This window comes from Bacillus sp. P14.5 (assembly GCF_003316765.1).
Taxonomy (GTDB): domain Bacteria; phylum Bacillota; class Bacilli; order Bacillales; family Bacillaceae_B; genus Rossellomorea.
The window spans coordinates 109,596-127,985 of record NZ_NIJF01000017.1; the positions used below are offsets into that span (position 1 = coordinate 109,596).

Consider the following 18,390-nt stretch of genomic DNA (forward strand, 5'->3'; position numbering starts at 1 on the left):
CGGCAGGATTCAATCGGAGCCTCCGCCTGCAGCGCCAGCAGCAGCTGCAGCACCGGATATAGCAGCGACCGAAGCTGCCTGTTGTGCTTGGATAAGGGTCTCCATGGTCGTATACAAGCTGGTTTCAACCATGGATGAGTGTTCAATTTTATCCGCAATATAAAAGCTGACGGCCATCATGAAATTGATATCCTTATGCCATTTGAACAGTTTTTCAGCATTTAATGTTTCCCAGATTTCTTTTACGGCCATAAGGTGATTTTCGCTGTCTGATAAGAAAGAAAGCACTGCCAGCTGCGGGTACAAGCTGGCCTTTGGCCTAATGTCCAATTGCCGCATGCCGTCAAAAAGGTGCGTACAGCGGGCAATCAATTGCTTTTGATCGGGATTTTCGTGAAGAGACAGAATATGGCTCATGCTTTGAAGATCGTTGCCTTTTCGAAATCCTGCCTGATCAAGTGTATTGTAGAAATCCTCAATCCTAACAATGAGTGAATCGATTTCCTGATTTCGTTCAGCCAGAAGCATTGCCAAAGGATAATCGCTCTGTCCTGTCAGGAAAAAATGTTCTTCACGCATTTTTCTATAAATATCCATAGCCAGCGAAGCAGCTTCTTCCTTGCTTTCATGTACACATAAGACGACGGCTGCGATATAACTGTAAACACCCCTTGTGAATCCTTCTTTTATGAGGATTTCATAGCTCTCACTGAAATCGGCAAATGCAGATTCGGGATTGTCAAAGCGGGTATCCAGCATAGCGGCAATGGTAAAGCGAAGCTGAGATTTCAATGTTGAGAATATACCGACCTCATTTTTTATGAAATCACCCAGCCTTTGAAATCGGTCAATATTGAACTCACGCTGGCTTGTTACATATAATGAAGCAGCCATCATGAGTGTTCTATTGTCGGATACCTTCCAGCGTAAATTGCTTTTTAACTTTGAATAGATGTCTTTATATCTGTCAATCTTCCTCATCGCATCACTCATACATAACACTTCCTTATAAATTCTTAGTAGTTTATATACGGTTCAATGCTAGAGAAGTTCCCTTTTAATAGGAAATAGATTGGTAAATTCCCTTGATGCAAGCAGGAGATGCGGGAATGGTTTGAATCGAAGGTAAAACGTGAATAAATACTGTATGAAGGGTTTTCTGTAAAAAAGCAAAAGGTGAAACCCTTCAAAAAAGCCGGTTCGCAGAAACTCATCCCTTTCAGGCAAGAAATAAATGGTAAGGTCACAGTGACGTCCCGAAATTTATCGAAGGTTTGGGGGATTGGCCGGACACCCGGGGTGTTATGAGTATGTCCAAAAGTGAAGATAGAAAAAACGGTGCCAGACCCTTGGCACGTTCAAATAACATAGTTGCTATTTAGAAAACGAACATAGGCCATAATCAAACATTTGATTGAGGCCCATGTTCGTTTTCTGGTTAATATCCATCAAAGAATGACTTGTCCTGTGTTCCCTTTGCTTAGGAGTATATCCTGTAGGGGAAACGTCTAATGATATAATAATAGAAGATAGCTAACCAAATTGATTATGCCTCAGAAAACAATCCATCTCTTAAAATACAAAATAACATCATGTGAAATCTCATCCCTTTGGTACTGTAAAATAAAAGAGTAATCTATACAATCCGGAAACATTTCCATGGGTTTCTCTTAATATCTTAATAAAAGGAGTAAAGGCAATGGTTAAATTATTGATTGCGGATCGGGATCAGAATGAGCGAAATGGGATTAACTGGCTTATTTCTTCTTATTCCTTGCCATATAAAAAAGTGCTTCTAGCGGAATCTGTTGAAGAAACAATCCATTTGGCTGAGCAGGAGCTTCCTGATGCTGTATGCATTGAAATTGATATGATTCCTTTAGAACAGTGGGAGAGGGTGAAAAAGGCAATTCAACTTTACTCTGGGGAAGTGATTGTAGCCACTGCAGAAGCTACCTTTGAAAGGGCGATGCAGGCAATTGAATTGAATGCATTTGACCTGTGGGTAAAGCCTCTTTCACCAGATGAAATCAAAAGAACGCTCCAACATTGCCATCGACAAATCGTTAAAGGTCAGGAGAAAAATTCTGCTCCTAATGTGCCGGTTCAGTCAGGTCTTACCTACCAGTCTTTATTTATTAATGAAGAAACAGCCGGCGGGCCGTATGCTGTCCTTTTGATCCAAACAGAAAATGTGAATGATCTGGTCAGGCTGCAGAACTTTATTGAAGTATATCCCTTTCAGCACAATCCAACTATATTTCCTCTAAGTGACATGGTTGCCTGTGTTTTTGATGTTCAGAATGATGTGAGGAAAAAGGAGTATGTCATTCAAGTGAGACAAAGGTTGCTGAAGCAGTGGGAGAATCAATCTCATGAACCGATTGCTGGTGTCCTGTACATACCCAAAAGTAACCAAACCCCGCATGAAAGTTATGTGTATGCCAAACAGTTGCTGCAGATCCACTTCTTTAAAGGCTATCGACAGCTTACATTGATACGGGAAGAAATAAGCTGGCAAATGATTGACCCTTTTTTAACTTCAGATGAACAGAAGGATTGGATTGAAATGCTAAATGAGGGCAGCTACGAACGCATTAAGGAATGGATGTATAATGAATTTCTGTCGTTTGAGATGCCATACCCTGATCCGGGACTTCTTAGAACAAGGTTATCCAGCATACTGGCTCAAGTCCGCAGATTCATGAAGTCTCACTATTTGCAGTATGAAAAACTGGAGGACCATTATCATCGTATTTTTGAAACGATTCTATATACTCCCGTTTTGTATCGGATAGTACAGGATTTTATACTTTTTATTAATGAAGTAATTAAAGGCTCCAAAGAACATCAGAATAATAAGATTTTCGATGTTACAGAGAGGGCAGTCCTTTTCATGGAAAATAATTTTGCTGACAAAGATCTGTCCCTTAATAAGGTAGCAGCCTATGTTGATCGAAGTCCGGCTTATTTAAGCTCGTTATTCACCACTAAAAAGGGAAGTTCATTCAGGCAGATACTAACCGAGATACGTATTAAGGCTGCTGAAGGATACCTTTTGTCAAGTGATTTATCAATTCAGGAAATAGCCCACAAAACCGGATATCGGAATGCGAATTATTTTAGTCGAATCTTTAAGGAAATGGTAGGAATATCACCAAGATCTTATAAAAACAGTAAGAATTTATAAGAATCTAAAATAATTATCCGTTTTTATGTAAGCGCTTTATTACAGAGAGGATAAAACATAAAAATACTCCTTCTTTTCCAAAACATGTGTCCTATTTTTACATGTGCTGCTTCGGTATACTTGAACTGTCAGAAAATTTAAATGAGGTGAAAACCGTGACAATTAAAGAAAATAACAAGCGCACAATCAAAAATTATACAGGCACTGATTTACATGCTAAAGGATGGGTTCAGGAAGCCGCCTTAAGAATGCTGATGAATAATCTTGACGAAGAAGTGGCAGAACGGCCGGAAGATTTGGTTGTTTATGGAGGGATTGGAAAGGCAGCCCGAAACTGGGAGTCTTATGATGCGATCGTCAAGACACTTCATAACTTAGAATCAGATGAAACCCTGCTTGTTCAATCAGGAAAGCCGGTAGGGGTATTCAAAAGCCATGAAGATGCACCCCGGATACTAATCGCGAACTCTAACCTGGTACCTGCTTGGGCAAACTGGGATCATTTTAATGAACTGGACAAAAAAGGTCTGATGATGTATGGCCAGATGACAGCTGGAAGCTGGATTTATATCGGAAGCCAGGGCATTGTACAAGGAACTTATGAAACTTTCGGGGAGCTTGCACGTCAGCACTTTAATGGGAGCTTAAAAGGAACAATCACTGTGACTGCAGGACTTGGCGGTATGGGGGGCGCGCAGCCGTTGGCAGTTACGTTGAACGGTGGTGTCAGCATTTGTATTGAAGTCGATCGCACCCGGATTCAAAAGAGATTGGATACAAAGTATTTGGATACTTATGCAGGCACTTTAGATGAAGCGATCAATACAGCGATGGAAGCTAAACGGGAGGGAAAAGCCCTGTCAATCGGCCTTTTAGGAAATGCCGCAGAGCTTCTGCCGAGAATGATTTCAAGGGGATTCATACCAGACGTGTTGACAGACCAAACGTCCGCTCATGATCCTTTGAACGGTTATCTTCCTCTCAATTTGACACTGGAAGAGGCAGCAGAATTACGCAAACAGGATCCGAAAGAGTGTGAAGCAAGAGCACAAAAAAGTATTGCTGTACATGTTAAAGCAATGCTGGAGATGCAGAAGCAGGGAGCTATTACGTTTGACTATGGTAACAATATCCGCCAGGTTGCAAAAAATGAAGGCGAAGAGAATGCATTCGACTTCCCTGGGTTTGTTCCTGCTTATATTCGTCCACAGTTCTGTGAAGGAAAAGGGCCTTTCCGCTGGGTAGCATTATCAGGGGATCCTGAGGATATTTACAAAACGGATGAAGTTATCTTGCGTGAATTTAGCGACAACCAACACCTTTGCAACTGGATTAAAATGGCACAGGAAAAGATACAATTCCAGGGCCTTCCATCACGAATTTGCTGGCTGGGTTATGGAGAGAGAGCGAAATTTGGCAAAATCATCAATGATATGGTAGCCCGGGGGGAATTGAAAGCTCCTATTGTTATAGGGCGAGACCATCTTGATTCGGGATCAGTTTCATCTCCTAACCGTGAAACAGAAGGAATGAAGGATGGGAGTGATGCTGTTGCCGATTGGCCAATCCTGAATGCGCTCATCAATGCAGTTGGTGGAGCAAGCTGGGTTTCAGTTCACCATGGCGGGGGAGTAGGGATGGGATATTCCCTTCATGCCGGTATGGTTATTGTGGCAGATGGCACGAAAGAAGCCGAAAAGCGGCTTGAAAGAGTGCTAACGACGGACCCTGGAATGGGTGTAGTCCGGCATGCTGATGCGGGGTATGATCTTGCGATAAAAACAGCAAAAGAAAAGGGCATCAAAATGCCGATGATCGACTAAGTAACTGAGGAGGATTCGATGAGCAAAAAGACAGTCTTTGTACGTAACGCCAGTCAATTGGTCACGTTAAAAGGAGAAGATGCTCCGAGGGTTGGCGGTGAAATGGAACAACTGGGAATTATTGAAAATGGAAGCGTTTGGATTGAAGATGGCAAGATTGTTTCTGTGGGGAGTGATGCAGAATTAGCAGAAAGATATAAAGGGCAAATTGAAACTGCGGAAACTATAGACGCATCCGGAAAGCTGGTTACACCGGGGTTTGTTGATCCGCATACTCACCTTGTTCATGCAGGAACGCGGGATAATGAGTTTGATATGAGACTCAAGGGTGCGTCCTATATGGAAATCATGAACGCAGGCGGCGGAATTCATGCGACTACATCGGCTACCAGGAGAGCTACTCATGAACAGCTGTTTAGTGAGAGCTATGAGCGGTTGAACCGTTTTATGCTTCAAGGGGTGACAACGGTAGAAGCGAAAAGTGGATACGGTTTAACGACAGAAGATGAGTTAAAGCAACTTGAAGTTGCTAAAGCGCTTAATGAAAAACACCCAATCGATATAGTGAGTACTTTTATGGGAGCGCATGCAGTTCCAGCTGATTTTAAAGATGATCCTGACCGCTTTGTAAACCATGTCATCAAAGACATGATTCCAAAAGTGGCAAAGATGGGGCTTGCGGAGTTTAATGATGTGTTTTGCGAGCGCGGGGTTTTTACCCCTGAACAGTCTAAGCGGATACTTGAAGCTGGTCTTGAATATGGATTATTGCCTAAAATTCATGCGGATGAAATCGAACCATATAAAGGCGCTGAATTAGCGGCTGAGGTGGGTGCGGTTTCAGCAGACCACCTCCTTAAAGCCTCTGATGAAGGCATTAAGAAAATGGCTGAGACCGGGGTGATCGCAGTCTTGCTGCCGGGAACCGCTTTTTTCCTTATGGCTGAAATGGCCAATGGGCGAAAGATGATCGATGCAGGAGTTCCAGTGGCATTATCAACAGATAGTAATCCCGGGTCTTCTCCAACCGTCTCCCTTCCGCTCATCATGAATTTAGGCTGCCTGAAAATGGGGATGACCCCTGCTGAAGTGTTAACAGCGGTTACGATTAATGCAGCCCATGCGATCAAACGGGGACATGAAGTCGGAAGTCTTGAAGTCGGAAAGAAAGCAGACTTAAACATTTTTAAAGTGCCAACCTATATGCATCTGCAATATATGTACGGAGAAAACCACATTGACACCGTACTTAAAAAGGAAAAGTTGAAGTCAGTAAGGGGGTAAGAACATGGAAAGATACCCCTATCCTCAATTAAAACGGCCATCCTTTTCCTGGCATGCAAGTGAAGAGGTGACAGAGCCAAAGGTACATGAATGGATCAAGACGATACCAGGGGATGGGCAAGTCAGTTGGGAAGTTGTTGATGTAACCATACTGGGAGTCCCACTTTCCCGTTCGTCAATCAGTGCTTCTTCTGCAAGTGAAAACCCGGATGCCATGAGAAGGGCCTGGAAGTCTTTTGCAACTTATAACTTGGATTATGATGTTGATCTTTCCGAGTTGAGTGTCATAGATCTAGGGGATGTCAGGCAGCATGTAACGGACATTGCTGTCTGCCACCAAAATATCACTGATGCCATGATAAGCATGAGAAAGGCCCACCCCAAATCATTTCCGATTGTGATGGGAGGGGACCATTCCATCACAGCTATGCTCTTAAAAGGCTGGAAACAAGCTCATCCTGAAGAGAGAGTTGGTATTCTTCAGTTCGATACTCACTTTGACCTGAGGGACTTATCCAGTGACGGTCCAAGCAATGGAACCCCGATCCGGAATTTAATTGAAAGCAAAACGATCAGGGGAGAAGACGTTTATAATATCGGTCTTCATGGTTTCTTTAACGCGAAATCGTTAAAGGAATATGCAGTGGAAACAGGTGTGAACTATACCACACTTAGAGCAGCCAGGAAAGCTGGAATCGAATCTGTCGTGAAGAAATCCCTGGAAGAATTGGAAAGCAAAGTGGATACGATTTATTTGACCGTCGACATGGATGTTCTGGATATTGGAATTGCCCCTGGAGCACCTGCCTCTACTCCTGGAGGAATGAGAACAGATGAACTCTTTGAAGCGGTCCGTCTTGCAGGCACTTCATCCAAGGTGAAAGGGATGGATATTGTATGCTTGGATCCCATTAAAGATGTAGCTGATGCGACTGTAAAATCCGGCGTGCATGTAATGCTTTCTTTCTTAACAGGATATAAACAGCGGGACTTAAGGTATTAAGACGAAGGGAATATCTTCCTTTGTCTCTAATTAAATTTCAGAATATTAAATTTTTTAAAACAGGGGGAAAAGAGTTTGGCGAATCCAAATATCAATACACCGCAAATTGAGCAGACACCAAAGATTCATTCTTCAGCAGGTCTAATCAAATTTTTTGTCTTTAGTTTAATCGGTATATTTATGTTTTTCATTCCAATTACTGTAGCTGGCAAGTCTTCCATTCCTTTGGACCATCTGGTTACATGGGTTAGAGACACAGTCCCGTCAGCCGTCCCATATTATGCAGTACTTGTTATTTTGCTAGGAGCCATTTATCCGTTCGCCAAAAAAACATGGAACAAAAGTGCAGTAGATATCGTGTTCTCAATTTTTAAGGTTCTTGGTTTCGTCGCAGCCTCCATGATTGTATTTGGGGTCGGTCCGACCTGGTTACTTGCGCCAAACATGGGAACATTCCTTTTTGAAAAATTAGTCATCCCCGTTGGATTGTTGGTTCCCATAGGATCGGTGTTTTTAGCAATGCTGGTTGGTTACGGTTTATTAGAATTGGTCGGTGTCCTTGTTCAGCGAATTATGAGGCCTGTCTGGAAAACACCTGGACGATCGGCTATCGATGCAGTAGCCTCCTTTGTGGGAAGTTATTCTATCGGGCTTTTAATCACCAATCGAGTATTTAAAGAAGGAAAGTATAGTGTCAAAGAGGCTACCATTATTGCAACTGGCTTCTCGACTGTTTCAGTAACGTTTATGATTGTAATCGCAAACACATTAGGACTAATGGAAATCTGGAACCTTTACTTTTGGACAGCATTGATAGTTACTTTTTTAGTAACAGCCATTACAGTAAGAATTTGGCCGCTGAACAAAATTAGTGATGATTATTATACCGAAGAAGGCCATCCAGAAGAAGTTATTAGAACACGAGTCTTCCAAACTGCCTGGTCAAATGCAATGAAAGCTGCAGATGAGGCACCTGGTATAGGGAAAAACATCTGGGAAAATCTTAAAGACGGGTTTGTAATGACAATGAGCATACTTCCGTCAATCATGTCTGTTGGGTTATTAGGATTGGTTTTAGCGGAATACACTCCAGTCTTTGATATCATTGGATATATCTTCTACCCGTTTACATGGGCCCTGCAGATTCCTGAACCGATGCTGGCAGCAAAGGCAGCTGGAATTGAAATCGCTGAAATGTTCCTGCCGGCTTTATTAGTGGTTGAAGCACCGCTGATCACCAAATTTATAACAGCAGTTGTTTCTGTTTCTGCTATCTTATTTTTCTCTGCTACAATTCCATGTATCCTTTCTACAGATATCCCAGTAAGCATACCAAAGCTGTTAGTCGTATGGATTCAGCGTACAATTTTAACACTAATAATAGTAACACCAATTGCATTTTTGTTTTTGTAAAAGGCGCTTGTCGTAAACTATGTTGCTATTGGATATTAACTTTGAAAAATATCTTTATAATTAAATACTAAGCAGTTAAGAAAAGAGCTACTCTCTTCATTTAATGAGAAATCTTTAGGATCCGGGGGAAAATCCGGCTCTTGGGATTTTTCCGAAAAAGCAACAATCAATCTGAAAGCAGCCTTGAAAAAATATTGGGGCCAGACCTCCGGTACGAAACTCCCCGTTGGAGGTAGTATATTTCCAGTATGAATAAAAAGGGGTATATAAGAATTCGATGAGATCATAAGCAATATGAAAAAGTATCTTCTTTCTCAGGATTGTTTGGTTTTACAATTAAACAATTCCACAAAAGAAGATACTTTTTCATTTGTTTTTTAGTTGGAAGAAAGGTTTTGGGCCATCACGATAGCGATTTCGTTCTTCATATGGTGTGGTTTTTGCAGCATGAGAACCGTAAATAACATCCAGTGAATGAACTCTTCTCTTAGACAGACTGCTTCCGCCCTTGAGTTAAGCATGAGAAGCTGGAATGGTTTGAATCGAAGGCATAACGTGAATAAATACTGTATGAAGGGTTTTCTGAAAAAAAGCTTTTTTTCTAAAAGATTGTTGCAAAATTATATTCATTCATTAGATAACGCCACAATTTGGTGAAAAAGAAGAATAGACCTGCTTATCAGTTCTAGGGAGAAACCTTAGCATCCGGGAGATAATGCTGATCTTGGATTTTTACAAAAGTTAATATATATGAAAAAAGTCTTTTTTACCGGCTTTTTTAATAAACTGCTGCTTAAGACTGATATTTTCCCTTTATCCCTTTGCGTAGGCGGATTGGAGCGGAAGGCGGACGATCTCCTGTCGGACTAGCGGGACAGGTGAGCCCCACAGGCGCAGCCGAGGAGCATTCCTGTTTATAAACTTTTAGAGGTCTTGAAAAAGAAAAAGTCCTCTTGTATGATGCATGAGTGTCAACGACCAAATCGAAACTCACTACCATACAGGAGGACCATAATGAATCGTAATATGAATCACAAAATTAATCAAGTCTCCGAAGACACCCTGGTCATTGGAATCGACATTGCCAAAAAGAAACACTTCGCATGTGCGATGGATGACCGTGGTCGTGTCTTACAAAAATCTTTTCCATTTTTTCAATCACAAGCTGGATTTGAACAGCTGGACAAAAGAATTCAATCTCTACAAGCTTTACACGAAAAATCAAAGGTTATAGTGGGCTTTGAACCCACCGGACACTACTGGATGAACTTAGCTGCGTATTTGGTCGACCAGCACATTCAGTTTGTCATGGTGAACCCTATGCATGTGAATAGAACAAAAGAGTTAGATGATAATCTTCAAACCAAGAACGACCAGAAAGACGCACGTGTGATCGCCAGCTTAATACGTGACGGCCGTTTCAACTATTCACGAACCTTAGAAGGGGTAGAAGCCGAACTTCGTAATGGATCTAGTCTACGTTCTAAGATACAAGAAGACCTTACAGCTCTCAAAAACCGTATGATCCGATGGATAGATCTTTATTTTCCCGAGTTTCATCATGTATTTAAGAGCTTTGGAAAAAACGCTTGTGCCGTACTTGAGAAGACACCTTTACCTATTGATTTTGATGGGAAAAGTGATGAAGCCCTTATTGAGCTTTACAAAAGTGTGGAGGGACTAAAATGTCTTTCTGTTTCTAGTATCAAAAAGGTAAAAGCCGCAGCCCCTCAGACCATTGGGTTAAAGGAAGGGCTGGAAATGGCACGTTTTGAGATGAATACGTTAATTACTCAATTTAAATCTCTCTCCAACCAACTGGAGATCTTATCAGCCAGATTAACTGAGCTGGCTGAACAAATGCCCGACTACGAGTATATCCTTTCAATGGATGGGTTGGGTGAAAATACAGCTGTTGATTTACTCTCTGAGATAGGCTCTCTAAGCCGATATGAGCATCCACGCCAATTAATTAAACTAGGGGGACTCACACTTAGAGAAAACTCTTCTGGCCAACATAAAGGCCAAAAGAAAATCTCGAAAAGGGGGCGTAGGAAATTAAGGGCCATATTATTTAGGGTCATACTTCCTTTGATTCAACACAACGCTGCCTTTAAGGCTTTATATCACTACTACACAACTCGTACTGTCAATCCACTGAAGAAGAAAGAAGCTATGGTTGTATTATGTGGCAAGTTACTGAAAATCCTACACGCCTTGTGTACCAAACGTGTTCACTTTAATGAAAACCTTATTATCGCAGACCTTCATTGCCTCCAAGAGGCGGCTTGAGCACTTTCTTAGTAGTTTGATATCTAAACAATAAGATGACACGGAGAAGCCGGCACCGAATGAGCCATTAGACCAAGAGTCCCTCGAGGAGCATCGCCAGCCTCTGCCTTATGAATAGACCGAACGAAGGAATGTACGCGCTAGACGCCAAGAGACATGGGAGGGTACGTCACCATAAGAAAAGCAGAGATCCAAGGTGCATCACATAGGTACTGAGAGTTAATAATTTCCAATTAGCTCTAGCGAAGCGTTAGGTGGATTTTACAAATTCTTATAGAATTAGAAAATCTTGATTATTTGCCACACAGAAAAAATTTAGAGACATTAAAAACTGCTTTAAACGTTGATACTCCAACATTTCTAGAGGGAGGCTCATCCAGCTACAGCGGCCAGCGACTAGCAGATTTCGGTCTCTCTCCTTACGATAAGTCATCATCGAATCACTGTCGCTCTTCGTGATTCCTTTATCTCATACGAGAGCCCTAAAATCTGTACGTCGCTGAACGGCCGCTTGCACTTGTGCTTCACCGCCCGCCCCGCGGAGTCGAACGTCTGGAGCGGAAATCCATTACTTTTCAACGTCACAATCTTAACGAAAAGAGCCAAAAGGAAAAAATGAAACCCTTCAATAAAGCCGGTTGGCAGAAACTCATTTCTTTCCAGCAAGAAATAAAGAGGAGGTTTTCTCATTGAAAGAAGGAATTCATCCAAACTCTCAAAAAGTCGTCTTTATGGATACGAACAGCGGGTATAAATTTTTGACCAGTTCCACACTATCATCTTCAGAAACCATTGATTGAGGAAGATGGGAGCACCTATCCGCTGATCAAAGTAGAAGTCAGTTCAGATACCCATCCTTTCTACACAGGCGTCCAGAAGTTCGCAGACCGCGGCGGCCGTGCAGATCGTTTCCTTAAAAAGTACAATATGGAGCGGCCGAAGGATAAGTAACATTATTTTTAATAAAAAAAGCGGATTCCATTCAATTGGAATCCGCTGTTTGATGTATAGGAGACAATTATTTGAAAGAAGCATATCCTTCATCAGCCATGACAACACTGCCATTGATGGCGCTCGCTTCTTCAAGGGAAAGAAGGTAGACTGTGTCAGCCAGTTGTTCAGGCTGAGTCAATTTGTTGCCCATAACTTTGGATTTCATGGAGTCAATGATGCCTTTATCTTTATAACCCTGGATAATCGGAGTATCCACCACTCCAGGTGCAACCCCAACGACACGGATTCCATAAGGAGCCATTTCCAAGGCTGCTGATTTCGTCATCATGTTCACAGCTCCCTTTGTAGCGTGGTAAGCAAAGGTGCCAGGTGATGCGAGGATTCCAAATACGGAAGTTGTATTGATAATAACCCCTTTAATACCCAGTTCTTTCATCTTTTTCCCGGCAGCGATGATCCCATAGGCAACTCCATGCTGGTTGATATCAATGATTTTGTGGTAAATTTCAAGATTCATATCCATCACCGGTGTCGGGCTTCCGATTCCAGCGTTGTTGAACATTACATCAATCCGCCCGAATTCCTCAACCGTTCTGTCGATCAAGGCTTGAACATCTTCATGGCTTGAAACATCTGTTTTAATAAAGATGGCTTCGCCGCCTTGTGCGTTGATGCTTTCAACTGTTTCATTTCCTGCCAATTCATTAAAATCGGCAACGACAACCCGATCACCTTTTTTGGCAAATTTAAAGGAAGTTTCCTTTCCGATTCCGCTTGCTCCTCCTGTAATAACCGCAACTCTTTTAGTCATAATAATAGACCCTCCTGATAGTAGTAGATATTTAGTCAATTTAAATTTTACCATTGAAATGGCTTTCATAAAATTTAATAATAGTAAGGGAAGCTTAAGTGAAACTTAATTAAAAATTTCACACAGAAGCATAAATAAAAGGGGAATTATCATGAATATAGATCAATTGGAACATGTAATAGAGGTCGCCAATACAGGCTCACTGACAAAGGCAGCGGAGAATCTGCATGTCAGTCTTTCGGCGATCAGCCAATCAATCAGCAAGCTCGAAAAAGAACTGGGAATTCAATTGTTCATCAGAAACCGAAACGGTGCAGTGCCTACTTTTGAAGGGAAAGGTATCATTGAAAAAGCCGTTGAAACCCTGGTGAAAGTGAATGAATTAAAAGAAGAAGCCAACAAATACTCCGACAGCCTTGCGGGTGAATTGAAAATCGGGATCATTCCTAGTCCGACCAACTTTTTGATAGATATTGTTTCAACATTCAAATCCGATTATCCAAATGTGAAAATCGAAATCTATGAAAAGGGACCGATGGAAATCCTGGAGGACATTCATCATCATCGTCTTGATATTGGATTGATCCTTACTTCACAAACATTATTGGAAGAGGACCATACTTTGCGATGTGAACCGCTTTTGGAAGGAAGGATGGTTGCGGCTGTAAATAAAAACTCTCCTCTTGCGAAGATGGAGACGATTTCACCAAGCGACCTGATTGCCAATACATTGGTCTTATATAATGATGATTACATTAAGAGTTTTACAGAAGATATCCTTTCCGGATATGGGAAAATCGATATTATGTTTACCAGTAATAATCTCGATGCCATTAAACGAGCTGTGCAAAAGGGAATGGCTGTCACTGTCGGGCTGGATTATTCCTTCAACAGCCACCAGCCTTTTCAAACAGGGGATATTGTTTCTGTTCCTATCAAGGGACCAAGAGATGAAAGAGTTTATTTTACTCTTGTCCGGAAAGAGGGAAAGGTACCCTCAAGGACAGTAAAGGAATTTATGAAGAGAACCAGAAGAGCATTTTAGTTAAGGCTATTTTCGCATACATTGTTGCTTTCGGAAAATCCCTAAAGCCGGATTTTCCCCCTGGATACTAGGCTTTTTCGCTCTAGACGAAGAGAGAAGCTCTTTTCTCTCTTGTTTAACAGGATTTTCCGGGTTAATTATGGCGCTATCTTTCGCAATTAATATCAAACAGCCACAAAGTTTACGAAAAGAGCCTTAGTTAAAGTCTTTTTGAGAATAGCATGCTGCTTTCGAGTGAATTAGGACGAGTTTAAAAGCAACACATCCGAAAAGAGCTTAGTTAATAGAAACAAAAGGTATTCTTCACAAAAACAGAAGGAAAATCAAATTTTTGATCCGATATAAAAGACATAAAAATAATTTAATAGCGAGGTTTTTTATGTCTATCAAAATGAAACTGCTGATTATCCTGTCAATCAACTTTCTGATTCCCATTTTCACATTCGGGTACTATTCTTTTAACTATTTATCTTCCGGGGAAGTAAGAACCATATTTACCATTCTGGGTATTATGCTGGTTTATGCCTGCATTCAGAACTATTTTGTCATAAAGTCGATTGCAAGACCGCTCCGCCTTACCAAGGGCGCTATGGAAAAGATTGCAGAGGGCGACCTGAACACGCGCTTGGATATCACGCAAAAGAATGAGCTGGGTGATATGGCCAGAAGTCTGAACAAAATGACGGCAAACATCAAAGAGATGATTCAGAAGATTGATTCGGCTTCCACTGAACTGGCCGTTTCCGCAGAAAGTCTGACAGCGGTATCAGAAGAAACGGCAGCAGCAAGCGAAGGTGTTTCGCAAGCTGTTCAGGGGATAGCTGCAGGGTCTGCTCATTCTGCACAGGAAGCGGATGAAGCAAGCCGCCTCATCGGCTCTTTATCTGACCAGCTGGCACAAGTACATAGCCAGGCAGAAAACATCAGCAGCTTTTCTTCCGAAGCGAATAAGGCGAGCGAGACCGGCCTTGAAAAGATGCGCCATCTTAATGATTCTTTTGAAGCATCATCTATTTCACTTTCATCCGTTCGCGATGTGGTAATGGATCTTGACAGCAAGATCAGAGACATTGAACAGGTTATTCTCTCCATCAATGCGATTTCAGAGCAGACGAACCTGCTGGCTCTTAATGCAAGTATAGAAGCAGCCAGAGCGGGTGAACAAGGAAAGGGATTTGCAGTGGTCGCCGAGGAAGTTAGGAAGCTGGCTGAACAATCGGCTCTGGCGACAGACAGGGTGAAAGGGACGATAATTTCTATCCAGTCGCAGTCAAAGAAGGCAGTTGAGGAAATGAACAAGACAAAGGATTCTCAAACAGTGCAAAGCAAGTCGGTGGCTGAAACCTTAACTTCGTTTGAAACGATTGCATCCGTTTTTGAAAAGGTATCCGATTCAATCATCACAATCAGTAAGGAAGTACAGCAAATCAACTCAAGCAAAAATATAGTTGTAGAATCCATCTCAGGAATAACAAACATGACCAAGCAGTCTGCGGCTGCATGCCAAGAGGCGGGTGCCTCAACAGAAGAACAAGTCAAGGCATTCTCTTCTGTCACTCATACAGCCGAGCAGCTCAATGAATCCAGCCGCGAACTGAAAAAATTGATGAATTATTTTTCAATCTAGAAAAAATGGCGGCTTCAGAAAGAATACTGCGGCATTAACCACCAAGGTTATTGCCGTTTTTTTATTGCCTCTTTTCTAAGAGGTTGTTGCTTTTAAATACATTTTTCATCCTCCTTCCCCTATTACCTAGAAGGATTGGAGCGGAAGGCGTCCGACCTCCTGCGGGAGTAGCGGGACAGGTGAGACCAAGGTTACGTACCCACTGGAACGTAACCCCGCAGGCGAAGCCAGCTCCAGCGGCCAGCGACTAGCAGATTTCGGTCTCTCTCCTTGCGATAAGTCATCATCGAATCGCTTCACTCTTCGTGATTCCTTTATCTCATGCGAGAGCCCTACAATCTGTACGTCGCTGAACGGCCGCTTCCGCTTTTTATGAAGCCGAGGAGGCCGGGCGCCCGCCCCGCGGAGTCGCGCGCCTGGAGCGGAAATCCGTTACTATTAAACTGACACAATCTTTGCGAAAACAGCCTTTTTATTGCCGAGTTTCAGGGGTTGCAATGAAAGTTTTTTTCTGTTTTAATAGTGGATAGAACTTAATCGTAATAATTACGATTTAAAAAAATACTGGAGGTTTTCTGAAATGAAACAAGGAATTCACCCTGATTACCAAAAAGTAGTATTCATGGATACAAACAGCGGATATAAATTTTTAACAAGCTCGACGATGGGTTCATCGGAAACGATTGAGTGGGAAGATGGCAGCACGTATCCTTTGATTAAAGTGGAAGTCAGCTCTGACACGCACCCGTTTTATACTGGAGTACAGAAATTTGCCGACCGCGGAGGCCGTGCGGACCGTTTCTTGAAAAAATATAATATGGAACGACCGAAATAAACCTGCGGAGGAAACGATATGAACGAACATTTAATGGAGATTCTGGCGAGGGATATTGTCGCCGGACTCCCTCCTTATAAAAGAGAAGTCTATGAATATGTGGTCGGGGCAGAAGATGAACTCGCTTCGCAATCCGAAACCTCCGACCAGTTCATGTCCCTGCTTGTAAAACACTCTCCTCATAAGCAGGCGGCTGCCCGGTTCAATATGACGTACGGAAAGTTGATAGTCCTTATGAGGGAAATTGAAAGCGAAATTGATGAAAAGCTGAAGGAAAAGGAAGCCAAGATAAAATGGATTGATTACAGTGATAATTTCAAGGGAAATAGCGGAGCTTCGACCAATAGAAGCTTACAATTCATGTTCATGATATAAATTTTTTTGACAAATAAATCGTAATCATTACTAATAAAGACAGAAAGGAAGATAAGCAATGGCCAAAAAATCAAAAGTGGTTAAAGAGAAAAAGCGACAGGAGATAGTTGAACGATATGCAGAGCTAAGGAGAGAGCTTAAAGAAAAAGGAGATTATGAAGCTTTGAAAAAACTGCCCCGTGACTCTTCTTCCACACGATTGAAGAATCGCTGTGAAGTCACAGGCCGTCCGCGCGGATACCTACGCAAATTCAAAATGTCCCGTATTGCTTTCAGGGAACTGGCCCACAAAGGACAGGTTCCTGGTGTGAAGAAGTCCAGCTGGTAAAAAGGAAAAGGAAGATTGATATGCACAATTGGATCATTATTGGCGGAGGTATACACGGCTGTACCATTGCTGCCTTTCTTCTTAAGAGCGGAAGGGCAAGTGCAGGGGATATCCTGATCATTGACCCGAATGATAAGCCCCTCTCTAACTGGAAGAGAAACACGGAACGGATTGGAATGGAATACTTGAGGTCTCCTGCGGTTCATCATATTGACCTCAATCCATTCAGCTTGAAAAAAGCTGCAAGTCCCCAAGACTCCAGAGCTTTCTATGGATATTATAAACGGCCCTTACTCTCCTTTTTTAATGAGCATAGTGATGAGGTGCTTAAACAGACCGGCCTGGATGAGGCGTGGATGCAGGGGAGGGTTATGGATGTAACACGGGAGTCGGAAAGCTGGAGAGTGTTCACAGAGGAAGGGGACATGGCAGAAGGGCGGAACATTGTCATTGCGATAAGCCTCAATGATCAGCCTGTAATCCCTCAATGGGCAGCAGAACTGCAGCACCCTAACTCCCGTTTCATCCATCATATTTTTAGTCCTTCCCTGCCTGATTTTGAAAAACTGAAGCCGCCCATCGCAGTGATTGGCGGAGGAATTACAGCGGCGCATACCTGCATCAAACTCAGCCGGCTTTTTCCGGGAAAGGTAACTCTTCTGAAAAGGCATCCTTTTCGCGTTCATGATTTTGACAGCAACCCGGGCTGGCTGGGACCGAAATACATGGAAGGCTTTTTAAAGCTGGACGATTATCAAAAGAGGAGAGAGGCTATTCAAAGGGCAAGGCACCGGGGATCTTTAACCAGCGAGCTGAATGCCAAACTTTCCAGGCTGACTCGTGTTGGAGCCTTGAAGGTTGTTGATGGAGAAGTTACTTCGGTCGATATGGAAACCTCTGCTGTTATATTAAAATTAAAAGGCGGCAGTCAGGTTGAATTCCGGTCGGTACTATTGGCCACAGGCTTCCAGCCGGCAATGCCTGAACAGGAATGGCTGAAGAAATTGATCCTGCAGCACAATCTACAATGTGCGCATTGCGGTTATCCAATTGTGAAGCCTACTCTTGAATGGTGTCCGCATCTCTATGTCTCCGGGCCTCTTGCAGAGCTTGAGATCGGACCGGTCTCCCGAAATATTTCAGGAGCGCGTAAGGCGGCGGAACGGATTGTCTTCAACAAAGTGTAGTGGAAGTAATCTAAATGCGGTTCATGAAATAAATGAAAACCCACCGCCTTTTCCATAGCTGGAATGAGGGAGTGGGTTTTTTGAAGTAACTTCAGGTTTGGTCCTTTTCACTGGCTAAGCGCCAGTTGGGCTGAGAACTTTGAGCTGAAGTGTTCATTAGAAGCTCTCTATGTGCCAATTAGGCTAAAAAGTACAGCTGTAGTGCTGCTGAGACCAAAGAGCA

The 18,390-nt window shown here is 42.5% G+C and carries 14 protein-coding genes and 2 pseudogenes; 14 read left to right on the forward strand and 2 right to left on the reverse strand.

Annotated features, from left to right (window positions below):
* Positions 1-9: 9 nt before the first annotated feature.
* Positions 10-993, reverse strand: coding sequence for a DUF4003 family protein (locus B9Z54_RS02590; protein ID WP_113926962.1), 984 nt, complete (start codon positions 991-993; stop codon positions 10-12).
* Positions 994-1,699: 706 nt separating this feature from the next.
* Here B9Z54_RS02590 and B9Z54_RS02595 point away from each other — a divergent pair.
* The 7 genes and pseudogenes from B9Z54_RS02595 to B9Z54_RS02630 all read left to right on the forward strand — a co-directional run bounded on the left by B9Z54_RS02595 (position 1,700) and on the right by B9Z54_RS02630 (position 11,956).
* On the forward strand, positions 1,700-3,190 hold the full coding sequence (locus B9Z54_RS02595) for a helix-turn-helix domain-containing protein (protein WP_113926963.1): 1,491 nt from the start codon (positions 1,700-1,702) through the stop codon (positions 3,188-3,190).
* Between the two features lie 161 nt (positions 3,191-3,351).
* Positions 3,352-5,013 carry a urocanate hydratase gene (gene hutU / locus B9Z54_RS02600; protein WP_481747770.1) on the forward strand — a complete coding sequence of 554 codons (1,662 nt, stop codon included), beginning with the start codon at positions 3,352-3,354 and terminating at the stop codon, positions 5,011-5,013.
* Positions 5,014-5,031: 18 nt separating this feature from the next.
* On the forward strand, positions 5,032-6,297 hold the full coding sequence (gene hutI, locus B9Z54_RS02605) for an imidazolonepropionase (protein ID WP_113926965.1): 1,266 nt from the start codon (positions 5,032-5,034) through the stop codon (positions 6,295-6,297).
* Positions 6,298-6,301: 4 nt separating this feature from the next.
* A complete protein-coding gene (locus B9Z54_RS02610) occupies positions 6,302-7,300 on the forward strand; it encodes an agmatinase family protein (protein ID WP_113926966.1) in 999 nt (332 codons plus the stop codon).
* Between the two features lie 90 nt (positions 7,301-7,390).
* Positions 7,391-8,713: a YjiH family protein gene (locus B9Z54_RS02615; protein ID WP_240189770.1), complete on the forward strand. Its 1,323-nt coding sequence runs from the start codon at positions 7,391-7,393 to the stop codon at positions 8,711-8,713.
* Between the two features lie 1,014 nt (positions 8,714-9,727).
* Positions 9,728-11,005 carry an IS110 family RNA-guided transposase gene (locus B9Z54_RS02620; RefSeq protein WP_205207654.1) on the forward strand — a complete coding sequence of 426 codons (1,278 nt, stop codon included), beginning with the start codon at positions 9,728-9,730 and terminating at the stop codon, positions 11,003-11,005.
* A gap of 689 nt (positions 11,006-11,694) precedes the next feature.
* Positions 11,695-11,956, forward strand: a pseudogene (locus tag B9Z54_RS02630) (type B 50S ribosomal protein L31).
* Positions 11,957-12,023: 67 nt separating this feature from the next.
* Here the strand turns inward: B9Z54_RS02630 and B9Z54_RS02635 are convergent.
* Positions 12,024-12,770, reverse strand: coding sequence for an SDR family NAD(P)-dependent oxidoreductase (locus B9Z54_RS02635; protein ID WP_205207655.1), 747 nt, complete (start codon positions 12,768-12,770; stop codon positions 12,024-12,026).
* A 151-nt stretch (positions 12,771-12,921) separates the two neighbouring features.
* Here B9Z54_RS02635 and B9Z54_RS02640 point away from each other — a divergent pair, with 151 nt between their 5' ends.
* The 7 genes and pseudogenes from B9Z54_RS02640 to B9Z54_RS02665 all read left to right on the forward strand — a co-directional run bounded on the left by B9Z54_RS02640 (position 12,922) and on the right by B9Z54_RS02665 (position 18,167).
* Positions 12,922-13,815 (forward strand): LysR family transcriptional regulator, encoded by an 894-nt coding sequence (locus B9Z54_RS02640; RefSeq protein WP_113926969.1) that lies wholly within the window; start codon positions 12,922-12,924, stop codon positions 13,813-13,815.
* 511 nt (positions 13,816-14,326) lie between these two features.
* Positions 14,327-14,500, forward strand: a pseudogene (locus B9Z54_RS26600) (HAMP domain-containing protein); the annotation flags it as partial.
* 15 nt (positions 14,501-14,515) lie between these two features.
* Entirely contained in the window at positions 14,516-15,442 is a 927-nt protein-coding gene (locus B9Z54_RS02645) for a methyl-accepting chemotaxis protein (RefSeq protein WP_481747771.1), read from the forward strand.
* Between the two features lie 580 nt (positions 15,443-16,022).
* Complete coding sequence (locus B9Z54_RS02650) at positions 16,023-16,277, forward strand: type B 50S ribosomal protein L31 (RefSeq protein WP_113926971.1); 255 nt, start codon at positions 16,023-16,025, stop codon at positions 16,275-16,277.
* A gap of 18 nt (positions 16,278-16,295) precedes the next feature.
* The gene (locus B9Z54_RS02655; protein ID WP_205207656.1) at positions 16,296-16,652 is read left to right on the forward strand and encodes a hypothetical protein; all 357 of its coding nucleotides are present in this window, start codon (positions 16,296-16,298) and stop codon (positions 16,650-16,652) included.
* Positions 16,653-16,710: 58 nt separating this feature from the next.
* Complete coding sequence (gene rpsN / locus B9Z54_RS02660) at positions 16,711-16,980, forward strand: 30S ribosomal protein S14 (protein WP_113926972.1); 270 nt, start codon at positions 16,711-16,713, stop codon at positions 16,978-16,980.
* Between the two features lie 20 nt (positions 16,981-17,000).
* Positions 17,001-18,167 (forward strand): FAD/NAD(P)-binding protein, encoded by a 1,167-nt coding sequence (locus B9Z54_RS02665; RefSeq protein ID WP_113926973.1) that lies wholly within the window; start codon positions 17,001-17,003, stop codon positions 18,165-18,167.
* The last annotated feature ends 223 nt before the right edge of the window (positions 18,168-18,390 follow it).